Origin of the sequence: Planktothricoides sp. SR001, from assembly GCF_001276715.1 — a bacterium.
Classification (GTDB): Bacteria; Cyanobacteriota; Cyanobacteriia; order Cyanobacteriales; family Laspinemataceae; genus Planktothricoides; species Planktothricoides raciborskii.
Window position 1 is genome coordinate 14,230 of record NZ_LIUQ01000012.1, and the last position, 17,307, is coordinate 31,536.

Below are 17,307 nucleotides of genomic sequence, written 5' to 3' on the forward strand. Positions count from 1 at the left end.
AAACTTAACCAAAACACTGATTTATCAGTTTTCAAAATTCTCATGTAGATGTAAAATTTTCTAAGATTTCTGAACTAAGCCTTCTAAATCATCCCTAGTTATGAAATAGATGGCTTGCTCGGAAACCTTAAACCAGTGTTGGATGTCTGTGACCAATCCCTCTTAGCTGTTTCCAGCGGCTAAAACTGGTTCAACCAAACTTCCTTTCATCCTAAGTCAACCTTATTAAATAGGAGCTTTCCTCAATGCTAGACGCATTCGCAAGAGTGGTTTCCCAAGCTGATGCTCGCGGTGAATTCCTGAGCACCGCTCAATTAGATGCTCTGTCTGCTATGGTTTCCAACGCCAACAAGCGTCTGGATACCGTCAACCGGATCACCAGCAATGCTTCCACCATCGTCGCTGCCGCTGCCCGCGCTCTGTTCGCCGAGCAACCCCAACTGATCGCTCCCGGTGGAAACGCCTACACCAGCCGTCGTATGGCTGCTTGCTTGCGCGATATGGAAATCATCTTGCGTTACGTCACCTACGCCACCATTGCTGGTGACGCCAGTGTGCTCGATGACCGCTGCTTGAATGGTCTGCGTGAAACCTACCAAGCTTTAGGTGTACCTGGAGCTTCTGTGGCTAACGGGGTCAGCAAAATGAAAGATGCCGCTATCAAGATCGCTAACGATCCTGCTGGTATCACTCCTGGCGATTGCAGCGCCCTGATGTCTGAAGTGGCTACCTACTTCGATCGCGCTGCTGCTGCTGTTGCTTAATCGACCGGATTTTACCAAAATCCCGCGCCGCTTTAGCAAATGAAATCAGCGAAAGATTTCAAACAATTATTAGCCGATTGATTTAATTCAAGGCTAGTCAAAATTCAGCAAATCATAATCACAAGGAGATAGTTCTCAAGATGAAGACCCCAATCACAGAAGCAATTTCTGCCGCAGATTCTCAAGGCCGTTTTCTGAGCAACACTGAACTGCAAGCCGTTGACGGTCGCTTCAAGCGTGCCGCTGCCAGCATGGAAGCTGCTCGCGCTCTGACCAACAATGCTCAAAACCTGATCAATGGCGCAGCTCAAGCGGTGTACAACAAGTTCCCCTACACCACCTCCATGCAAGGTGCCAACTACGCTTCCACCGAAACCGGCAAGTCCAAGTGCGCTCGTGACATCGGTTACTACCTGCGGATGGTGACTTACTGCTTGATTTGCGGTGGCACCGGCCCAATGGATGACTACCTGTTGGCTGGTATTGATGAAATCAACACCACCTTTGAACTGTCTCCTAGCTGGTACGTTGAAGCTCTCAAGTACATCAAAGGCAATCATGGTCTGAGCGGTCAAGCTGCGGTTGAAGCCAACGCTTACCTCGACTACGCCATCAACGCTCTGAGCTAGGATCGCAATGGCAAATAGAAGGCAAGAGATTAAAGGGTGTTACATCTTTTAACTTTTGACTTTTAGATGAAAATGGCTCGGAAAGGTATGCGGGTACTAGCAATACGCTAGTGTTTGTTTACTTTTCCGAGCCATATTTTATTGCGTAAAAGCATTGAGTATTTATCTTGTAGGGTGGGCAAAAGTCCAGCATCATATATAGCGGTTATTGTCCGAATTACAGAGGTTTTCTGGATTCCCGCCTTTGCGGGAATGACAAATTTTTTTTGGACTTCATAACTATGACAATCGCTATATGGTATGGTGGGTCAAATTTTTTGCCCACCATACGAATGTTAGGGGCTGTTGGATGAATTTTTGTAAATGGTAAGCATTGTCATTCAGCGTTTTTTTGATTAAAAATGAACTTTACAGAAAATACTGAGCCAATTTCCGGGGAGTCTTTGACCCTGGAGCAGGCGATCGCGAATCTCCGCCATGAGGATTTGAGTCTGCGTTATTATGCGGCTTGGTGGATTGGTCGATTTCGCGTCCGCGAACCGGAGGCGGTTCAAGCATTAATTGATTTGTTACAATTCGAGGGCGATCGCACCGATGAGGGGGGTTTTCCCTTGCAACGCAATGCGGCGCGGGCTTTGGGGAAACTGGGCGATTTGCAAGCGGTTCCTGGTTTGATTCAATGTTTAAGTTGCTCCGATTATTATGTGCGGGAAGCGGCAGCCCAAGCTTTAGAAATGTTGGGGGATGCGCGGGCGATCGCCCCTTTAATGAAATTACTGGCAGGGGGCGTGACAGCAGCGGTGCAGGTTCCCGGTAAACCCCATTTGATCCAACCTTATTCGGCGATTATTGAAGCGTTGGGGACTTTGAAGGCGACGGAGGCGATCGCGCTGATTCAGCCGTTTTTAGAGCATTCCGTGGAACGGGTGAAAAATTCCGCAGCGCGAGCGATGTTCCAACTGACGGGAGAAGGATATTATGGCGATCTTTTGGCGCGGGGCTTAAATGCGGCAGATTTACAGTTGCGGCGATCGGCTTTGATGGATTTGGGGGCGATTGGTTATTTACCGGCAGCAGAGGCGATCGCGAATACTTTGGCGGAAAATAGCCTAAAGTTAATTGCTTTGAAAGGATTGTTAGAAAATCATTTACTACAGCCTGACCCGGATCAACCCCCCAGTCTTTCCCCGGAAACGATTCAGGTGATGAAGCTGATGGATAGTCTTTTGTAACCGGAAGTCTTTGGGAAGCGATCGAGCAATTATTTACCAATATTTACAAAGAGCGAGAATCTCGTCAATATATAATCGGCAATCTCAACAATCTAATGAATATGACTGATGTTCAGGTTGAAGATCGGGTTCAAAAACTGATCGAAGCGGTGCAACAAGCAGATTCGGCCAATCGTTTAACCGATGCGGTGAGAGATTTAGCCGAAGTGGGGGCGATCGCGGCAATTCCCACTTTAATTGAAGCCCTGGGATATAACAACCCTGGTGCAGCGGTGGCCGCAGTGGATGGACTGGTGGCCATTGGTAAACCCGCCGTGGTTTCTATCCTAGAACAACTCGACGGTTATAACTATGGGGCTAGAGCCTGGGCGCTGCGGGCATTAGCGGGGATTGGCGATCCCAGGGGGTTAAATTTCTTGCTGGAAACGGCGGAAAAAGACTTTGCCTTGAGTGTGCGTCGTGCAGCAGCTAGGGGTTTAGGGAATATCCACTGGGATGATATGGAACCAGATCGAGTCCCGGAAGCCCAACGCCGCGCCCATCAATCCCTGGCGGCAGTGTGCCTGGATCCAGAATGGGTGGTGCGTTATGCCGGTGTGGTTGGCTTGCAAGGGTTGGGGGCGGCGCTTGTCAACAGTCAACCCGCAGAATTTGGGCAAATTCTAGAACGATTACAAGCGATCGCCAAAACCGATGGGGAATTGTCCGTGCGGGCTCGTGCTCAGTTGGCAGTTCAGGAATTGCCAGGGATATAGCACTTGGCAGATTTATGAAGTACAAAACAACCCTGTCATTCCCGCGCGGGAATCCAGAAGACCTCTGTACTTAATCGGGATCATAACCGCTATATCTTAATCGGCGATCGCGCCTAAATTTTATCTAGCGAAGAATTTATCGGAGAAATTAATGATTAAACATATTGTGATGTGGCGTTTAAAAGAGGAAGCAGAAGGGGCGACTAAGGCAGAAAATATCGCCAAAATGAAGGAAATGCTGTTAGCCCTGCCCGGAGTAATTTCAGAAATTATCGAGCTTGAAGTGGGGATTAATTCTTTAGCATCTCCAGCCGCTTATGATGTGGTGCTCTATTCTGAGTTTGCCAGTTTTGAGGGGTTGAATGCTTATCAAATTCACCCCGAACACGAAAAATGTAAAGATTTTATTGGCAAGATTGCGTGCGATCGCGCTGTGGTGGATTATGAAATCTAAACTACCGGAGTTCAATCTCCCGATCTAAATGGGAAAATTGGGAATTTTTTTGTTAAACCGCCCTTTCTCCGGGCGGTTTTGTTTTGCCCGAATTAATGGATAATTTCTTTAATTTGTGATACCAGTCGGTCGATTTCTGACTCTAAGGTAAAATAGTGAACGCAAGCGCGAAAACAATGGGGATGGGGAATCGTGCGGATGATAATTTTATTAGTTTCTAAAGTTTTGCTTAATGATTCATAAGTTATGGCTTTGTTTAACCGCTTGGGTTCGATTTGGAAAGAAACTAACCCACTTTCTGGGGCGGTATGACGTAAACAAGTAATCCCAGGAATTTCGGTTAATTTTTGCCAAAGATATGCGCTCAATTGGAGAATTTTTTGATAACGTTCTTGGGCATTGCCCCATTGATGATGCAAGGCGATCGCCTCTCGCAAACCCGTATATAAAGGATAAGCAGAAGTGGCTAATTCAAACTTACGAGCATCGGGTTTCCATCCTAGGGGATTTTCTGCCGCATCAAATAGTAATCCCCGCCAGCCAATAAATGTGGGATGGAGGTTATTTTGGGCATCAGGATGAATATAAAGCCCACCCACTCCCCCAGGACCGCCCCACCATTTATGGCCGGTAAAACTATAAAAGTCAACGCCTATTTTTGGTAGGTTTAAGGGCAGAACGCCGACCGATTGAGCGGCATCCACTAAGACTTTAATTTTATTTTTAAATCCCCTATGTTCTGGTTGTTGATTCACATTATGGAATAATTGCATTATCCGGTCAAGAGGTAAAAGTTGCCCCGTATTCCACAGGATATGGCTGATGACTAATAATCGGGTATTTGGTCTTAAATATTGGGAAATTACCTCTACTACATCTCCCTGATTTAAGGTAGGAATTAAGGGACAAATAGATACTTCTATTTTAAATCGGCGTTGGATTTCTTCTATGGCGGCAATTACCCCCGGATGTTCGCTGTCCGTCATTAGTAAATGATCGCTCGGTTGCCAGTCTAAACCCCATAAGGCAATGTTACAGCCCCCAGTGGTATTTTCGGTGAATGCAATTGTTTCTGGGGCTACCCCTAATTCAGCGGCGATCGCTTTTCGGGTTTGATAGCATTCTGCCGCTACCCATTGATTTCGGCTTTCTGAGTAGGGGCCAATTTCTTGCAGATAGGTATGAGCATCGGCGATCGCATTTAAGGCTTGTTGGGGCATTACCCCTTGTCCCCCATAGTTAAAATAGGCTTTATTTTTTAAGCCGGGAAATTGCGATCGGTAGAGGTCTAATCCTGATTTTTGGTAATCTGATTTTTGGTAATCTGATTTTTGGTAATCTGATTTTTGGTAATCGTTCATGGTCGGTAAAAAATTATATTTCTTTGGTAAAATATATTTTGGGGAATTTTTCCGTAATCATCATGGTTGGTTGCCGGTTGGAACGAACACAATAGGTACGAAATAGGAGAGGTTCTTCTTCAGAAATATTAAAATAACTGGATAAACCATTGGCGGGTTGTTTGCCGGTATCCAGAATTTCTTTAAAGGTTTCGACCTTTTGTTCCAGCCAAATTTTGCCAATGGGGGTTTTGGTTTCTAATAATTCTTTTTTAAATTTAGGTTCCAGGCGATCCAAGACTAAAATCGATTCGGCATAAATATAATTTCGCCGACTGATTTTTCCTTGGAGTAAAATTTTGCGTTCCCAGACCTCCGCCCCTTGGCTTAAATCCATTTCCGGGATATCATGGTCTAGTTGGATGTTTTTTTCTGAGAGTTTGACTAATTGAATTTGTTCAAAAAAATATGCCTCTAGCATATCCGTGACGGTGCCATCGGTGGTGAGTAAGATGCGTTCAAAAATACTCAGCTTAGAAGGATCGATGTGACTACGATGTAAAGATTGATCTAGGTCGTTTCTCATCGGAAAATGGGTTTTTTTTGGCGGACAATCAAGATTACTATAGCATTTTTCTGAGGAAAATTTCCCCAATTTTTAAGCATCAGTCAGGGCGATCGCGCTCAAGCTGGGGAAGTCTGACCCCTGGAAGCTGACCTCGGAAAGAAATTTAGATCGATTCAGCGGATTCTCCGGCTGAGAAATTGCTACCCTAGAATCGATGACCAATAAATTCAGGGAAGACTTGCCTAAAAAACTATGCCGGAATTAGGGGAGATATTGCAAGAGCGCTATCAACTCCAACAGCAGTTGAGCGATAACCCAGTAAGAGAAACTTGGTTGGCGGTGGATCTGACCACCGAGGAACTTGTCGTTGTCAAGTTATTGCTGTTTGGCGGTCAGAACCCTTGGCAAAATTTGAAACTGTTTGAACGGGAGGCTAAGGTGCTGCAAAATTTACAGCATCCGGCTATTCCCCGTTATCGGGATTATTTTGCGATCGACGACCAAAAACTATGGTCGGGGTTGGTTCAGGATTATATTCCGGGGTCTTCGTTGCTGGAGTTGCTCTCGCGCGGTCGCAAGTTTACCGAGGAAGAGGTGCGATCGCTGGCCGTATCCTTATTAAATATTCTCATCTATTTACATGAGTTAAATCCGCCGGTACTGCACCGAGATATTAAACCGAGCAATATTATTTTTGGGGAAAATGAGCAGGTTTATTTAGTGGATTTTGGCGCTGTCCAAGACCGCAGTTTCTCCGACGGCAAAAGTTTTACTGTGGTCGGGACTTATGGCTATACTCCCTTAGAACAATTTGCCGGTCAAACTGTCCCGGCATCGGATTTATATGCCTTGGGCGCTACCTTAATCCATTTGCTGACGGGCACCCAACCGGCAGAGTTATTAAAGCAAAATTTACGCTTAGAATTTCGCGCTCGCCTGAATGCTAATTTAAGTGCTTATTTTGTCCAGTGGTTAGAACTTTTGGTGGAACCCCAGTTAGACCAACGGTTTACCAGTGCGAGACAGGCGATCGCGGCTTTAGAAAAAAAATATGCCCTGCCCGGAGACACCAAGACGAGAGATACCAGCACGATTTTGCCGCCAGATAACAGTCAAATTCTGGTGAATTATACGGCTAAAAAACTAGAAATTTGTCTGCCAGAACCGGGGATAAGAATATTAGAATTCGGGAAACAACTGATTGAAAAATGTATTCAAGCCGCCGAAGGAGCAATTAGCGCTATTCAAAATAGTACCCACGGTTCTGACCTCAGTTCCCGCATTTTTGTTTATGCCATTGTGGGGATTGGAACTGTCACTTTTCTTTCCCTGACTTTAAATTTGGCGATCGGGATTTTACCCTTTTTAGTCCCGGTGGTGATTGGGGCAAGTTTGACTGACTATTTTGAACGGACTTATCTTTATTTTGACCGCACTACGGACACTTTTACGATTGCCCAAAAGCGTCTAGGGTTGACTTACCGAAATGCGATCGGGATTATTTCAGAAATTCAAGAAATAAGTCTTTTCTATGACCGGCGTAAATTGGTGATTGGGGTAATGATTACCGCTGGACCAAAACCGGGGGAATATCAGCAATATTCTTTTGGCAATTTAGGCCGTAAACTTACCGAAGAAGAATCTCTTTGGTTAGTCCAGCAAATTAAAGATTGGTTAGAAATAAACCCTGATAAGCAAGGGATTTAATTAAGCAATCAGGAATCAAAGAAACCGGGTTTATGTTGTGGGTTTATGGGAGAACTTTTATCTGCCGAAAATCAACCCGGTTTCTCTTGTTTAAAGGGCTACTTATCTGCACAAGAAGCACCCCTAGAATCCGGCTGGGCGATCGGCGCGAACTTCAGCAATAAACTGTAGCATTTTTTCATAGTGAGAACCTTTCCAGTAAATTTTGCCACAATCGAGACATTGGCGAAATTCATCATGGCTTTCTTTCGTTTTTGGGGGAATTTGTTGGGCAATTGTTTCTTTATCCACTGCTTTGACCGAACCATTACAGTGAATACACCGAGAAAAGGGTTTAATCCCATCAAATAGATTAAATCTTTGCAGGACTTCCCGTAGTTGTCGCTCCGGGTCGGTGTTTCTTACCCAGTAACCATGAGTGACAATTTTCCGTTTAAGTAAGCCAATATCTCGCGTGAGTAAAATGCGGTTTTCCTGGCTAGAAACATCGGCTAGTTCCTCATCGGGATAATCATTCCGATATAGGGTATCAAATCCCATTCGGCGTAAGTATGCTGCCAGTTTTCCTAAGTGTAAATCGAGGACAAATCGTGGTTCTGGTTCAGGACGCAAGGGCAGAAATTGGGCATTTTCTATGGAGTATGAAATGGGATAAATATGGCATTGGTCATTATTTTGGACTAAGTAGGAAAAGTCAACGGGAATTCCATTGACAATTATTCCATGAACTTCGGGATGGGGCACCCCGAAAGAAGCAATCATGTCTTTAATTGATGGGTGTTCTTTAAAGTGATGGGTAAATGGCCGATTTTTCCGCTCATCGGCTAAAAATATATTCAGGTCTGCATAGAAGCAAAATATGGCTTGATTCATAAGTTTTTTGGGGATTGAAATAATTTTTTGCCCGATCGCGGTTTTTTCTCAGCCTAACACAAGGAACTCAGCCGATCGCCCCACGGTCTAGTTTCTCTGGATCCCCCCGATGGTCAAAAGTCGGTCTGAGGAGGCGATCGCACGGATTATTTCCCAGGAGTCATGGGTCGGGTTGTACTAGATTTAAGTAAGAGACAGCGCTTAGAATAAGGGTTTTTTCTTTTCTCTCTACTATAATTAGGGTAAGTTGATCGTAAGAGAATAATCGGCCATGAACCAAAATGATAAAGTGATTATCACCGCTTTTATTTATGCTTTAACCCGCTTGGATAAGAAACTCCCCACGACTGTACTGAATCAGTTGGGGATGATCCAAGATGTGGCCGATCATGCCCGACGATTAGAAATGGTGGCGTCAAGTTATACGGATTTGGCAAGATTATATGAGGAAGAATACGATCGCCTCTTGGTTGATGCCAGCGATCGGAGAAAAGGCTATCTGCCGACTTTTGACAGCAGTGAATATGATAGGGATCTGGAAAAACTGGCAGAATGCATTTGTCATTCTCCTAACCCAGTTCAAGCGGCAAAAGATGCAGTAAATTCTTCCAAAAATTGCAGAATTAACCAATTTTTTCAGCACATCTTTAACCCATCTCACGCAAACTAATCATTAGGAATATTCGGGGGGTCAGCGGGAGTACCTTGCCCTCCCCGGATCCATCAGAGGGTCAGCGGGGGTTTTACCAGTGAGAGTTTCCGGTGAGAAATTTTCCATGAAAGAATGAAAAAATAGTTAAATTTAGGATGAAAAATAGCGGGGTTGTGATCTGAAGCATTGTCACATCAGGAAAAGTCCGTTAATTAATAAAGAAAAGTCAACCCCAGATCCTATTCAGCCCCTAAAAATGGGGTATCACCCCTCGATTCCTTATGTTAATTAAGCATAATATCAACGGACTAGAACTGAAATCCCAGTGGCAATTTTTATTCCATAATTCGGTGAGCGATCGCCGAGAAGAGAGAAAAGTTTTACTGGATCTGATTCGTGCATATTCCAGTAACAGTCGCTTTTATCACGGTTTGGATCATATTAAACATACTTTAGCCGTGATTGCTAGTTTGCAAAGCCAAGCGAAAAATTACTCGGCGATTCAGTTAGCGGCTTGGTTTCATGATGCGATTTACAATCCGATGGTCACAGATAACGAAGAAAAAAGTGCCGAATATGCCGCGAAAGTGTTAACAAAACTGAATATTTCCTCCTCCACTATTGATGCGGTGACTCAGATGATCTTAAATACGAAAGATCATCAAGCAGCCCCAGAGGATATTGATAGTCAAATTCTCCTGGATGCTGATTTGGCGATTTTAGGAGAAGATGAAGCCAGCTACCAGTTTTATGCCAGAGGAATTCGTCGAGAATATGGCTATTTAGGTGGGGAGGAATATTGCTTAGGACGACTCAATGTTTTGAAAAAGTTGTTGCAGCGATCGCGCATCTATTATACGGAGCCAATGTTTCAGCAATATGAAGCCAAAGCCCGTCATAATATGCTTTTAGAAATTACCGCTATTTCTAGCCAAGATAGCTGTTTAGGATTCTACGGTGACATATACTCAGCGGCTTGATCCTTCCCAGAGCAACGCAAACAAGGCAAAATTGTGTTTCCCCTGTCGGCTTTGTCGGTATTTCTTCTTGCCTAGGTCTAGAAAAGGGGCACACACTGTCGCATAATCTTATTTGGTAATAACTGTAGAAAATTATCAAGGCAATGAAACGCTATAAATCGATTTTAGCCAGCATTCTGGCAGTGGTCATGGTGTTTTTGGTCAGTTGCGGCAGTCCCACCCCGACCAAACCTCCTGCTTATACTCCAGAAACTCTGGAGCAAATTAGCTCTTATGAATCTAAACTCCTGTCATTTCGCGATCGCATGACCGAGTTAGAAGGATTTATCGCCGCTAAAGATTGGGTCAATGTCCGCAGCTTGATTCACGGACCTCTGGGTTCTCTGCGTCAGGACATGAGCTATGTGAGCCGTCTGCTGCTACTGCCTTCGGAACAAAAAACTGCTTTGGCAGAAGCCCGCGATATTTTCCGTCACCTAGAAGCGATCGATCAAGCGGCTGAAGCCCGAAACTATGCACTGGCACGGGATAACTATGCAGAAGCCCTAAAAGATTTCGATCGGTTCTTTACTTTGCTCCCGACTAGCTAGGTTTCCAGGTTAAGTGAGAAGTTGTGATACACTTCTCACTTTATTGTTTATGGGGAATAGATCAGATGAGCCATGTGGTTGTGATTGGCTGTGGGGTGGTAGGGGCAGCGATCGCATTTGAACTCAGCCGAGTGCCCGGTTTACAAGTCACGGCGATCGATCGCCAACATCCGGGACAAGGTGCCACCAGTGCCGCCCTAGGGGTTTTGATGGGAGCCATTAGCCAGAAGGTGAAAGGCAGGGCGTGGCAACTCCGACACCAAAGTATGCAGCGCTATGAAACCCTGATTCCTGAGTTGGAAGCTTTGACTCAGAAGAAAATTCCCTTCAACCGTCAGGGAATTCTCAAGCTTTGTTTTGCCGGTGAAAATATGTCCAAGTGGGAAGAATTGGCGCAGTTACGGGAAAGTCAAGGTCTGCCGTTAAAAATTCTCCATCCCGGTGAGGTTCGTTCGCAGTATCCGCAATTGGGAAATCTCGATACATTAATTGCGGCGGTATATTCCCCAAGCGATCGCCAAGTTCATCCCGTTCTCCTCACCCAAGCTTTAGTGGAGGCGGCCCAATGCCATGAGGTGAAATTTCAGTTTGATGTCACCGTTGAAGGCTTTAAAACCGTTGCCGGGGAGAATTCTACCCAGTCCGTGACTGTGGTTCAGACTAACCGGGGGGATTTAACCGCCGATTGGCTGGTGGTGGCGGCTGGGTTGGGTTCCACCCCGCTGACCGCTGAGTTGCAACAGCCTGTTTCCGTTACCCCGGTTCTGGGACAAGCCCTGCAATTACGTCTGAGTCATCCTTTGGGCAATCCTGACTGCCAGCCGGTGATTACTGGGGATGATGTACACATTGTCCCTTGTGTAGATTCTGGGTTAACGGAATCGATGGACTATTGGGTGGGGGCTACGGTGGAATTTCCCAGGGAATTTCCCCTCACGGCGATCGCCGCCGATGAAAGCCTGTTAGAAGAGGTGTGGCAACGAGCGATCGCCTTCTGTCCTGACTTGGCGAAGGCTACGATTGTGCGAAAATGGTCGGGTTTACGTCCCCGACCCCAGGAACAGTCAGCCCCCGTACTCGGCCCAATGCCCGGATATGATAATGTGCTGTTGGCCACAGGTCATTATCGCAATGGGGTGTTATTAGCCCCCGCCACGGCGATCGCTATTCGTGATGTGATCGTCGGGAAAATTTGATGGTTTTCCAGGGGTGGAAAAACTGGGTTTTTGTCATACTAATTTCAAAAATTATTGCTACTTATTGCTACAATACGTCCCCCCCCTTTTTTAAGGGGGGCTAGGGGGGATCGAGATGTAATGACATCGCCAACCATTAACGCCGAAATTGTTTAAAAATTTCTTGGGTATAAATATATTGGATTAAACTGAGAGAATGAAAAGAAACCCCGGTTTTTGCTTGACTCAAATGGGAGGTATCGCCATTTAATTCCATTTGCCATTGTTCTCCGGAACCAACCAGTTTAATTAAACCACAAAGAGAGGAACGAATTTTCGCCCGATCGCCCACCAGTTTACGAGTCATATTCACCAAGCTGGCACCATGACTAATAATTAAAAGATTACCCGGAAATTCTTTACTTAAACGTTTAATCGTATCTCCGGCTCGTTTTTTGGCAACTGCCAGGGTTTCTGGGTAGCAAACAGGAACGCGATCGCGATAGTTAAGGTCAATGCGGGGAAACCGTTGGGCTAACATTTCTAAAGGCAAAAGTTCGGGCTTAATAGCACAAAAAGGAAAACTCAAACATTCAGCCGCCCCGGACTCTATTTTAATCGGTAAATTCAGCACTTCTGCCACATAATGGGCTGTTTGTACCGTCCGCAAAAATGGAGAAGCAAAAATATGGGCGATCGGTTCTAAAGCCAGCCGCTGCGCCAACTCTTGCGCTTGTTGAATACCATCCGCAGACAGTCCCGGATCAAACGGGCGATCGGCGGTTTTAATCCAATTAAAATCGACAAAATCTTCGCGATTTCCATGTCGGGCAATCCAAATTGTCTTAGTCATGCTTGTTGGTTGTTGGTTGTTAGTTGTTGGTTGTTAGTTGGGGAACGGGGAAATTTATAAGTGAAAAGTTAAAAGTTAAAACTCGTAGGGGCGAATGGCCATTCGCCCGTACAAAAGTCGTAGGGGAGAATGGCCATTCGCCCGTACAAAAGTCGTAGGGGAGAATGGCCATTCGCCCGTACAAAAGTCGTAGGGGAGAATGGCCATTCGCCCGTACAAAAGTCGTAGGGGAGAATGGCCATTCGCCCGTACAAAAGTCGTAGGGGAGAATGGCCATATAGCCTGACGGCATGGGCTTCGCCTAACGCCCGTACAAGTTAAAAGTTAAAAGTGAAACGAAATATCACTATTCACTATTCACTATTCACTATTCACTATTCACTCTCTCCTCTGCTTCCCTGTTGCCTGTTCGATTGGCGGCTGCTCCCTGTTGGTTGTTGGTTTTTTGACCTTTGACGGTCAAAAAAACTCTTTTACAAACGCTATTTTACCCTTCTCTAAAGCCCATTTTGAGTTGATAGACCCCTTCAGACATTCTCCGAGTCACATCAAAACCCATTTTTTCAAATAAATGCAACATCGGGCGATTTTCCAGGAGAACTTCCGCAGTAAATCCCAGTAAACCTTGTTTTTTAGCCAAATAGGTTAAATATTTCAAAAGTTCTGTACCTAGTCCTTGATGCTGATATTCATCTTGAATCACTAAAGCCACTTCTGCGCTATGGGCTTCAGGATCGATCGCATATTGACCAATGCCAATAATTTCCTCTTTTTGTTGGTCAGACAAAATGGCTAAAATCACCATTTCGTTAGTAAAATTAATCACCGCCAAATCCTGTAACATTTTGTGGGGCATATCTTTACGCATAGACATAAATCGCCGGGATAAACTCCGATCCGACAAGGAGTAAAAGAACTCTTTTAATAACGGTTCATCACTAATTTTCACCGGGCGTAAAAACACTTCTAAACCCGTTTCCGTGGTGCGATAAGTTTCCAGGTTTTCCGGGTATTCTCCGGGAGTTCCGGCAATGAAAGCTTGGTCTTTATAAATGAGGTTTAAGGCTTTGGCTTGTTCTATTAACCAAGGGCGGAATTTGGGATGGGCGATCGCAATTAATTTCATCGCCCGTTCGCGGATATTTTTGCCATGTAAATAAGCAATGCCATATTCCGTCACCACATAATGAACATCTCCTCGATTCAGGGTAATCCCTGCCCCTTCTTTTAAAAAAGGAACAATCCGGGAAATTGTGCCATTTTCCGCTGTGGATTCTAGGGTGAGAATCGTCTTACCATTGGGGGCTAAAATTGCCCCCCGCATAAAGTCAGCTTGCCCCCCAATACCACTATAAAAAATCTTACCCAAAGATTCAGCGGTGGCTTGTCCGGTGAGGTCAATTTCCAAGGCACTATTAATCGCCGTCATATTATGATGTTGAGCAATCACCAAAGGATTGTTCGTATAGTTGACGGTTCTAAATTGAATCGCTGGATTATCATTTATATAGTCATAACTTGACTTTTTTCCCATACAAAAAGAAGCGATAGTTTTCCCAGGATTAATCGTTTTTTTTGCATTGGTAATCACGCCTTTTTTGAGTAAATCCACCAGACCATCGGAAATTAACTCTGTATGCACTCCTAAGTCTTTTTTATCATCAAGATGAGCCATAATTTGATTGGGAATACTACCATAGCCGACCTGAATTGTATCTCCATCTTGAATCAGACTAGAAACATACTTACCAATCCGGCTAGTCATTTCCCCATCGGCATCGGCTTCTACACCATATTCTAAAATCGGTTCATCATGGTGAATGATAAAATCTACCTCATCAATATGAATAAATCCATCCCCATGAACGCGAGGCATAAGTGAGTTGATTTGCACAATCACTAAGGAGGCTGTTTCTGTCGCCGCTTTGACAATATCCACGCTAATTCCTAAACTCATATAGCCATGTCGATCAGGCAGAGAAGTTTGAATCAGGGAAACATCAATGGGCACTAAGCCCCGTTCAAATAATTCAGGAACTTTTGACAAGAAAACCGGGGTATAATCCGCCAGTCCTTTGTTGACCGCATTGCGGGTATTTTTGCCCAGAAAAAATGAATTATGGCGAAAATTGCGCTGATATTTTTCATCAGCGTATGGCGCTAGATCCAATGTCCAAACGTGGAGAACTTCTGTATCTACTAACTCTTTGGGGTGAGAAGATACATAGTTTGTCAGAGCATTTACGAGATATTGTGGGCAGCCGCAACCCGTGCCAATAAAGATGTGATCGCCTCGATGAATATGGCTAAAAATTTTTTCTTTCGAGGCAAACTTCTCCGCATATTTTTGCTTAATTTCATTCAAATAAGTTTCTGGTGAATTCATCGTGCAGGCTCCTATTCAGTGAACATCTGAAGTTAAATTTTTATATCTGGTTTATAGCGCTATGCTCAAGCTATTCTCAAAAAGACCTAAAAACCCCGATGGTTTTTATCATCATTGGGTGTTTGGATGTCACCAAAACTTCTGGCAGTCGCGGCTAGATATTAACATTCAATATATTCACATCATATTCACATCCCAGAAACACCCATGCTTATACTTCACAGGACTGAGAAACATCATCGATTATTCATTATCCATTCTCCATTATCCATTTTCTATTGTCAACTATCAACTATCAATTACAAAGTATCAATTATTGATTATCAATCATCAACTACCAGGTGTAATTCGCCGATGCTTTGTTTAAAAATTACAAGGCCCTGTTTGACCATTCGGACAAACGGTTAAATGATTGGTTTTAGTTTGGGATAAAATCGCTCCTTGAATTTTAGCCCCGGTTAATTTGGCGGCAGTTAAATCCGCCCCGGTTAAATCCGCCCCAGTTAAATCCGCATCGCGCAAATCCACCCCACTTAAATTAGCCCATTTCAGCTTGCTATTGCTCAAATTGGCCGCAATTAAGCTGGCAAAGGCTAAATTAAATCCAGATAGATTTAATCCACGTAATTGGCGATCGCGCTTCGGCGAGTTAACCAACTGCCAGTTGAGTAAATCTTCTCGATCCATTTTGGTGTTATTAACATCAATTTTACTATCTCGTAAATTAGCGCCAGTGAGATTAGCCCCGGTGAGATTTGCCCTGACTAAATTTGCCCCACTTAAATCCGCCGAATGTAAGTTAGCTTCGGTCAAATTCGCCCAATCTAAACTGGCATCTTGCAGTTTTGCCCCTTTTAAATTTGCTTGGCTTAAATTAACTCCATTTAAGTTGGCTTTGACTAAATAAGCATTCACCAAACTAGCCCCTTCTAGATTCGTATTCATCAGCTTCGTTTCCGTGAATTTGACCTCATCTAAGGTGGCGTTTTGTAAATTCACTTCGCTTAAATCTTGGTAGGATACATTTTGAAGATATCCTTGCTTTAAAACCCAAGATATAATCGGTTTGGCAACTCTGGGATCTCTGAAGGCAAAATATCCGGGACTGAGAAACAGTAAAATGACTAACAGATGAAGACAAGCTTTGAGATAGCTCGTGACAGCAAATCCCCCAGACTCCCTAGATTGTACCGCAGATTGTACCGCTTGATAATTTTGCAAGCTGTTCTGGAATTCCTGCAAGCGATTTTGTTCCCGTTCATTGGCTTCTAATTCCCACTGAGTTTGCGATAACCGACTTTGCAATTGGGTGAGTTCACTGTTGGCGCGTTCTAGTTCACTTTGCAGTCGATTTCTTTCTTCTAAACTCATCTCTAAACGGGAGGTGAGTCTGCGTCTTTCTAAGCGTTCTTCATTGAGTTCATATTGGAGTTGAGAATGCTGGTCTTTGAGTCGGCTGGATTCCGCTTGGGCTGTTTGGATTTGCGATCGCATATGGGATTGATTTTCTCGCATTTCCAACAAAGAAAAAGAAGTCTGCTCATCGATATTGGCTAATTTCGCCTTAGTTTCTTCTAATTCGCTTTGTAACTGCCAATAAGAAGTCGCAGCTTGTTGCAGTTGAGCCTGTAATTGGGTAATTTCGGCGGTAGATTCTTGCAAGGCGTTTTGATGCTTTTCTAACTCTGCTTGTAGGCGCGATCGCTCCTCATCAGCGGCTTGCAATTCTGTCAGTAAATTATTTCGCATTTCATCCGCTGACTGCACTTTTTCTTCTAATCGCCAGTAAGCGGTTGCTGCTTGTTTAATTTGTTCTTTTAACTCAAAAGAATTTTGTTCCGACTCGGTAAATTGATTCCGAGTTATTTCCAATTCATTCTCGATTTCGTGATAAGCAGTTTCGGCTTCTTTTAACAGTGCCTTCAAGTGATTTCTTTCTTTATTCACAGCTTTTAACTGTGATTGGGTTTTTTCTAACTCACTATGTATTTTCCAGTAAGCGGTTTCTGTTTTTTCAAACAAAGAATGTAACTCAGTCCGTTCTTGAGTGCATAATTTAAGCTGAGTTTTGGCTTGAGATAGTTCCAACTTAAGATTTGTCAGCTTTTGCACGGTTTCTGGATCAATTTCTGTGCTGCTGACTTTCGCTGATTTAGTTTGTAACTCATCCCAAACTTGCCGACTCCAAGCAAGTTGGACCCGTTCTTTGCGTAAAAAGCCTTCGGGAATGCGTCCCAAGGTCAAAGGATAAGGGGTTAAATCCCAACCACAGTTGGTACAGGTTGTGACTTCCCCCTCAGCGTATTTTGTCTGACAAATCGGACAATAAGCCACTACTGATCTCTCCGC

At 44.3% G+C, this 17,307-nt stretch carries 17 protein-coding genes; 10 read left to right on the plus strand and 7 right to left on the minus strand.

From position 1 onward, the window contains the following. Positions 1 to 245: 245 nt before the first annotated feature. From AM228_RS09220 to AM228_RS09240, 5 genes are all read left to right on the plus strand, one after another. Entirely contained in the window at positions 246 to 764 is a 519-nt protein-coding gene (locus AM228_RS09220) for a phycocyanin subunit beta (protein ID WP_054465836.1), read from the plus strand. A 140-nt stretch (positions 765 to 904) separates the two neighbouring features. Further along, on the plus strand, positions 905 to 1,393 hold the full coding sequence (cpcA, locus tag AM228_RS09225) for a phycocyanin subunit alpha (RefSeq protein WP_054465837.1): 489 nt from the start codon (positions 905 to 907) through the stop codon (positions 1,391 to 1,393). Positions 1,394 to 1,794: 401 nt separating this feature from the next. Next, the gene (locus tag AM228_RS09230; protein WP_054465838.1) at positions 1,795 to 2,625 is read left to right on the plus strand and encodes a HEAT repeat domain-containing protein; all 831 of its coding nucleotides are present in this window, start codon (positions 1,795 to 1,797) and stop codon (positions 2,623 to 2,625) included. Between the two features lie 101 nt (positions 2,626 to 2,726). Further along, positions 2,727 to 3,380 (plus strand): HEAT repeat domain-containing protein, encoded by a 654-nt coding sequence (locus tag AM228_RS09235; RefSeq protein WP_054465839.1) that lies wholly within the window; start codon positions 2,727 to 2,729, stop codon positions 3,378 to 3,380. A gap of 151 nt (positions 3,381 to 3,531) precedes the next feature. Then, positions 3,532 to 3,834 carry a Dabb family protein gene (locus AM228_RS09240; RefSeq protein ID WP_054465840.1) on the plus strand — a complete coding sequence of 101 codons (303 nt, stop codon included), beginning with the start codon at positions 3,532 to 3,534 and terminating at the stop codon, positions 3,832 to 3,834. A 92-nt stretch (positions 3,835 to 3,926) separates the two neighbouring features. On the opposite strand, the gene AM228_RS09245 is transcribed toward AM228_RS09240, so the two are convergent. Together AM228_RS09245 and AM228_RS09250 are read right to left on the minus strand one after the other, a co-directional pair. Beyond that, complete coding sequence (locus tag AM228_RS09245; protein ID WP_054465841.1) at positions 3,927 to 5,195, minus strand: aminotransferase class V-fold PLP-dependent enzyme; 1,269 nt, start codon at positions 5,193 to 5,195, stop codon at positions 3,927 to 3,929. 13 nt (positions 5,196 to 5,208) lie between these two features. Continuing rightward, positions 5,209 to 5,760: a chorismate pyruvate-lyase family protein gene (locus AM228_RS09250; RefSeq protein WP_054465842.1), complete on the minus strand. Its 552-nt coding sequence runs from the start codon at positions 5,758 to 5,760 to the stop codon at positions 5,209 to 5,211. 234 nt (positions 5,761 to 5,994) lie between these two features. Between AM228_RS09250 and AM228_RS09255 the strand changes: the two genes are divergently transcribed. Next, positions 5,995 to 7,449: a serine/threonine-protein kinase gene (locus AM228_RS09255; protein WP_054465843.1), complete on the plus strand. Its 1,455-nt coding sequence runs from the start codon at positions 5,995 to 5,997 to the stop codon at positions 7,447 to 7,449. 123 nt (positions 7,450 to 7,572) lie between these two features. Here AM228_RS09255 and AM228_RS09260 read toward each other — a convergent pair whose 3' ends face one another. Beyond that, a complete protein-coding gene (locus AM228_RS09260; RefSeq protein ID WP_054465844.1) occupies positions 7,573 to 8,322 on the minus strand; it encodes a Mut7-C RNAse domain-containing protein in 750 nt (249 codons plus the stop codon). Positions 8,323 to 8,593: 271 nt separating this feature from the next. Between AM228_RS09260 and AM228_RS09265 the strand changes: the two genes are divergently transcribed. From AM228_RS09265 to AM228_RS09280, 4 genes are all read left to right on the plus strand, one after another. Continuing rightward, complete coding sequence (locus tag AM228_RS09265) at positions 8,594 to 8,992, plus strand: hypothetical protein (RefSeq protein ID WP_054465845.1); 399 nt, start codon at positions 8,594 to 8,596, stop codon at positions 8,990 to 8,992. Between the two features lie 263 nt (positions 8,993 to 9,255). Beyond that, a complete protein-coding gene (locus AM228_RS09270; protein ID WP_231636719.1) occupies positions 9,256 to 9,954 on the plus strand; it encodes a hypothetical protein in 699 nt (232 codons plus the stop codon). Between the two features lie 143 nt (positions 9,955 to 10,097). Next, a complete protein-coding gene (psbQ, locus tag AM228_RS09275; RefSeq protein WP_054465846.1) occupies positions 10,098 to 10,544 on the plus strand; it encodes a photosystem II protein PsbQ in 447 nt (148 codons plus the stop codon). Between the two features lie 65 nt (positions 10,545 to 10,609). Further along, positions 10,610 to 11,740, plus strand: a complete 1,131-nt coding sequence (locus AM228_RS09280; RefSeq protein WP_054465847.1) for an FAD-binding oxidoreductase — start codon at positions 10,610 to 10,612, stop codon at positions 11,738 to 11,740. Positions 11,741 to 11,876: 136 nt separating this feature from the next. Here AM228_RS09280 and AM228_RS09285 read toward each other — a convergent pair whose 3' ends face one another. From AM228_RS09285 to AM228_RS09295, 4 genes are all read right to left on the minus strand, one after another. Next, positions 11,877 to 12,572, minus strand: coding sequence for a histidine phosphatase family protein (locus tag AM228_RS09285; RefSeq protein ID WP_054465848.1), 696 nt, complete (start codon positions 12,570 to 12,572; stop codon positions 11,877 to 11,879). A gap of 68 nt (positions 12,573 to 12,640) precedes the next feature. After that, complete coding sequence (locus AM228_RS32225) at positions 12,641 to 12,814, minus strand: hypothetical protein (protein WP_156331652.1); 174 nt, start codon at positions 12,812 to 12,814, stop codon at positions 12,641 to 12,643. Positions 12,815 to 13,059: 245 nt separating this feature from the next. Then, positions 13,060 to 14,958 carry a bifunctional acetyl-CoA hydrolase/transferase family protein/GNAT family N-acetyltransferase gene (locus tag AM228_RS09290; RefSeq protein ID WP_054465849.1) on the minus strand — a complete coding sequence of 633 codons (1,899 nt, stop codon included), beginning with the start codon at positions 14,956 to 14,958 and terminating at the stop codon, positions 13,060 to 13,062. A gap of 363 nt (positions 14,959 to 15,321) precedes the next feature. Beyond that, on the minus strand, positions 15,322 to 17,292 hold the full coding sequence (locus tag AM228_RS09295) for a pentapeptide repeat-containing protein (protein ID WP_054465850.1): 1,971 nt from the start codon (positions 17,290 to 17,292) through the stop codon (positions 15,322 to 15,324). Positions 17,293 to 17,307: the final 15 nt, after the last annotated feature.

Bases quoted from the DNA above. Each gene is read 5' to 3' on its own strand.
- AM228_RS09220 (WP_054465836.1), top strand. From the start codon at position 246: ATGCTAGACGCATTCGCAAGAGTGGTTTCCCAAGCTGATGCTCGCGGT.
- cpcA (WP_054465837.1), top strand. From the start codon at position 905: ATGAAGACCCCAATCACAGAAGCAATTTCTGCCGCAGATTCTCAAGGC.
- AM228_RS09230 (WP_054465838.1), top strand. From the start codon at position 1,795: ATGAACTTTACAGAAAATACTGAGCCAATTTCCGGGGAGTCTTTGACC.
- AM228_RS09235 (WP_054465839.1), top strand. From the start codon at position 2,727: ATGACTGATGTTCAGGTTGAAGATCGGGTTCAAAAACTGATCGAAGCG.
- AM228_RS09240 (WP_054465840.1), top strand. From the start codon at position 3,532: ATGATTAAACATATTGTGATGTGGCGTTTAAAAGAGGAAGCAGAAGGG.
- AM228_RS09245 (WP_054465841.1), bottom strand. From the start codon at position 5,195: ATGAACGATTACCAAAAATCAGATTACCAAAAATCAGATTACCAAAAA.
- AM228_RS09250 (WP_054465842.1), bottom strand. From the start codon at position 5,760: ATGAGAAACGACCTAGATCAATCTTTACATCGTAGTCACATCGATCCT.
- AM228_RS09255 (WP_054465843.1), top strand. From the start codon at position 5,995: ATGCCGGAATTAGGGGAGATATTGCAAGAGCGCTATCAACTCCAACAG.
- AM228_RS09260 (WP_054465844.1), bottom strand. From the start codon at position 8,322: ATGAATCAAGCCATATTTTGCTTCTATGCAGACCTGAATATATTTTTA.
- AM228_RS09265 (WP_054465845.1), top strand. From the start codon at position 8,594: ATGAACCAAAATGATAAAGTGATTATCACCGCTTTTATTTATGCTTTA.
- AM228_RS09270 (WP_231636719.1), top strand. From the start codon at position 9,256: ATGTTAATTAAGCATAATATCAACGGACTAGAACTGAAATCCCAGTGG.
- psbQ (WP_054465846.1), top strand. From the start codon at position 10,098: ATGAAACGCTATAAATCGATTTTAGCCAGCATTCTGGCAGTGGTCATG.
- AM228_RS09280 (WP_054465847.1), top strand. From the start codon at position 10,610: ATGAGCCATGTGGTTGTGATTGGCTGTGGGGTGGTAGGGGCAGCGATC.
- AM228_RS09285 (WP_054465848.1), bottom strand. From the start codon at position 12,572: ATGACTAAGACAATTTGGATTGCCCGACATGGAAATCGCGAAGATTTT.
- AM228_RS32225 (WP_156331652.1), bottom strand. From the start codon at position 12,814: ATGGCCATTCTCCCCTACGACTTTTGTACGGGCGAATGGCCATTCTCC.
- AM228_RS09290 (WP_054465849.1), bottom strand. From the start codon at position 14,958: ATGAATTCACCAGAAACTTATTTGAATGAAATTAAGCAAAAATATGCG.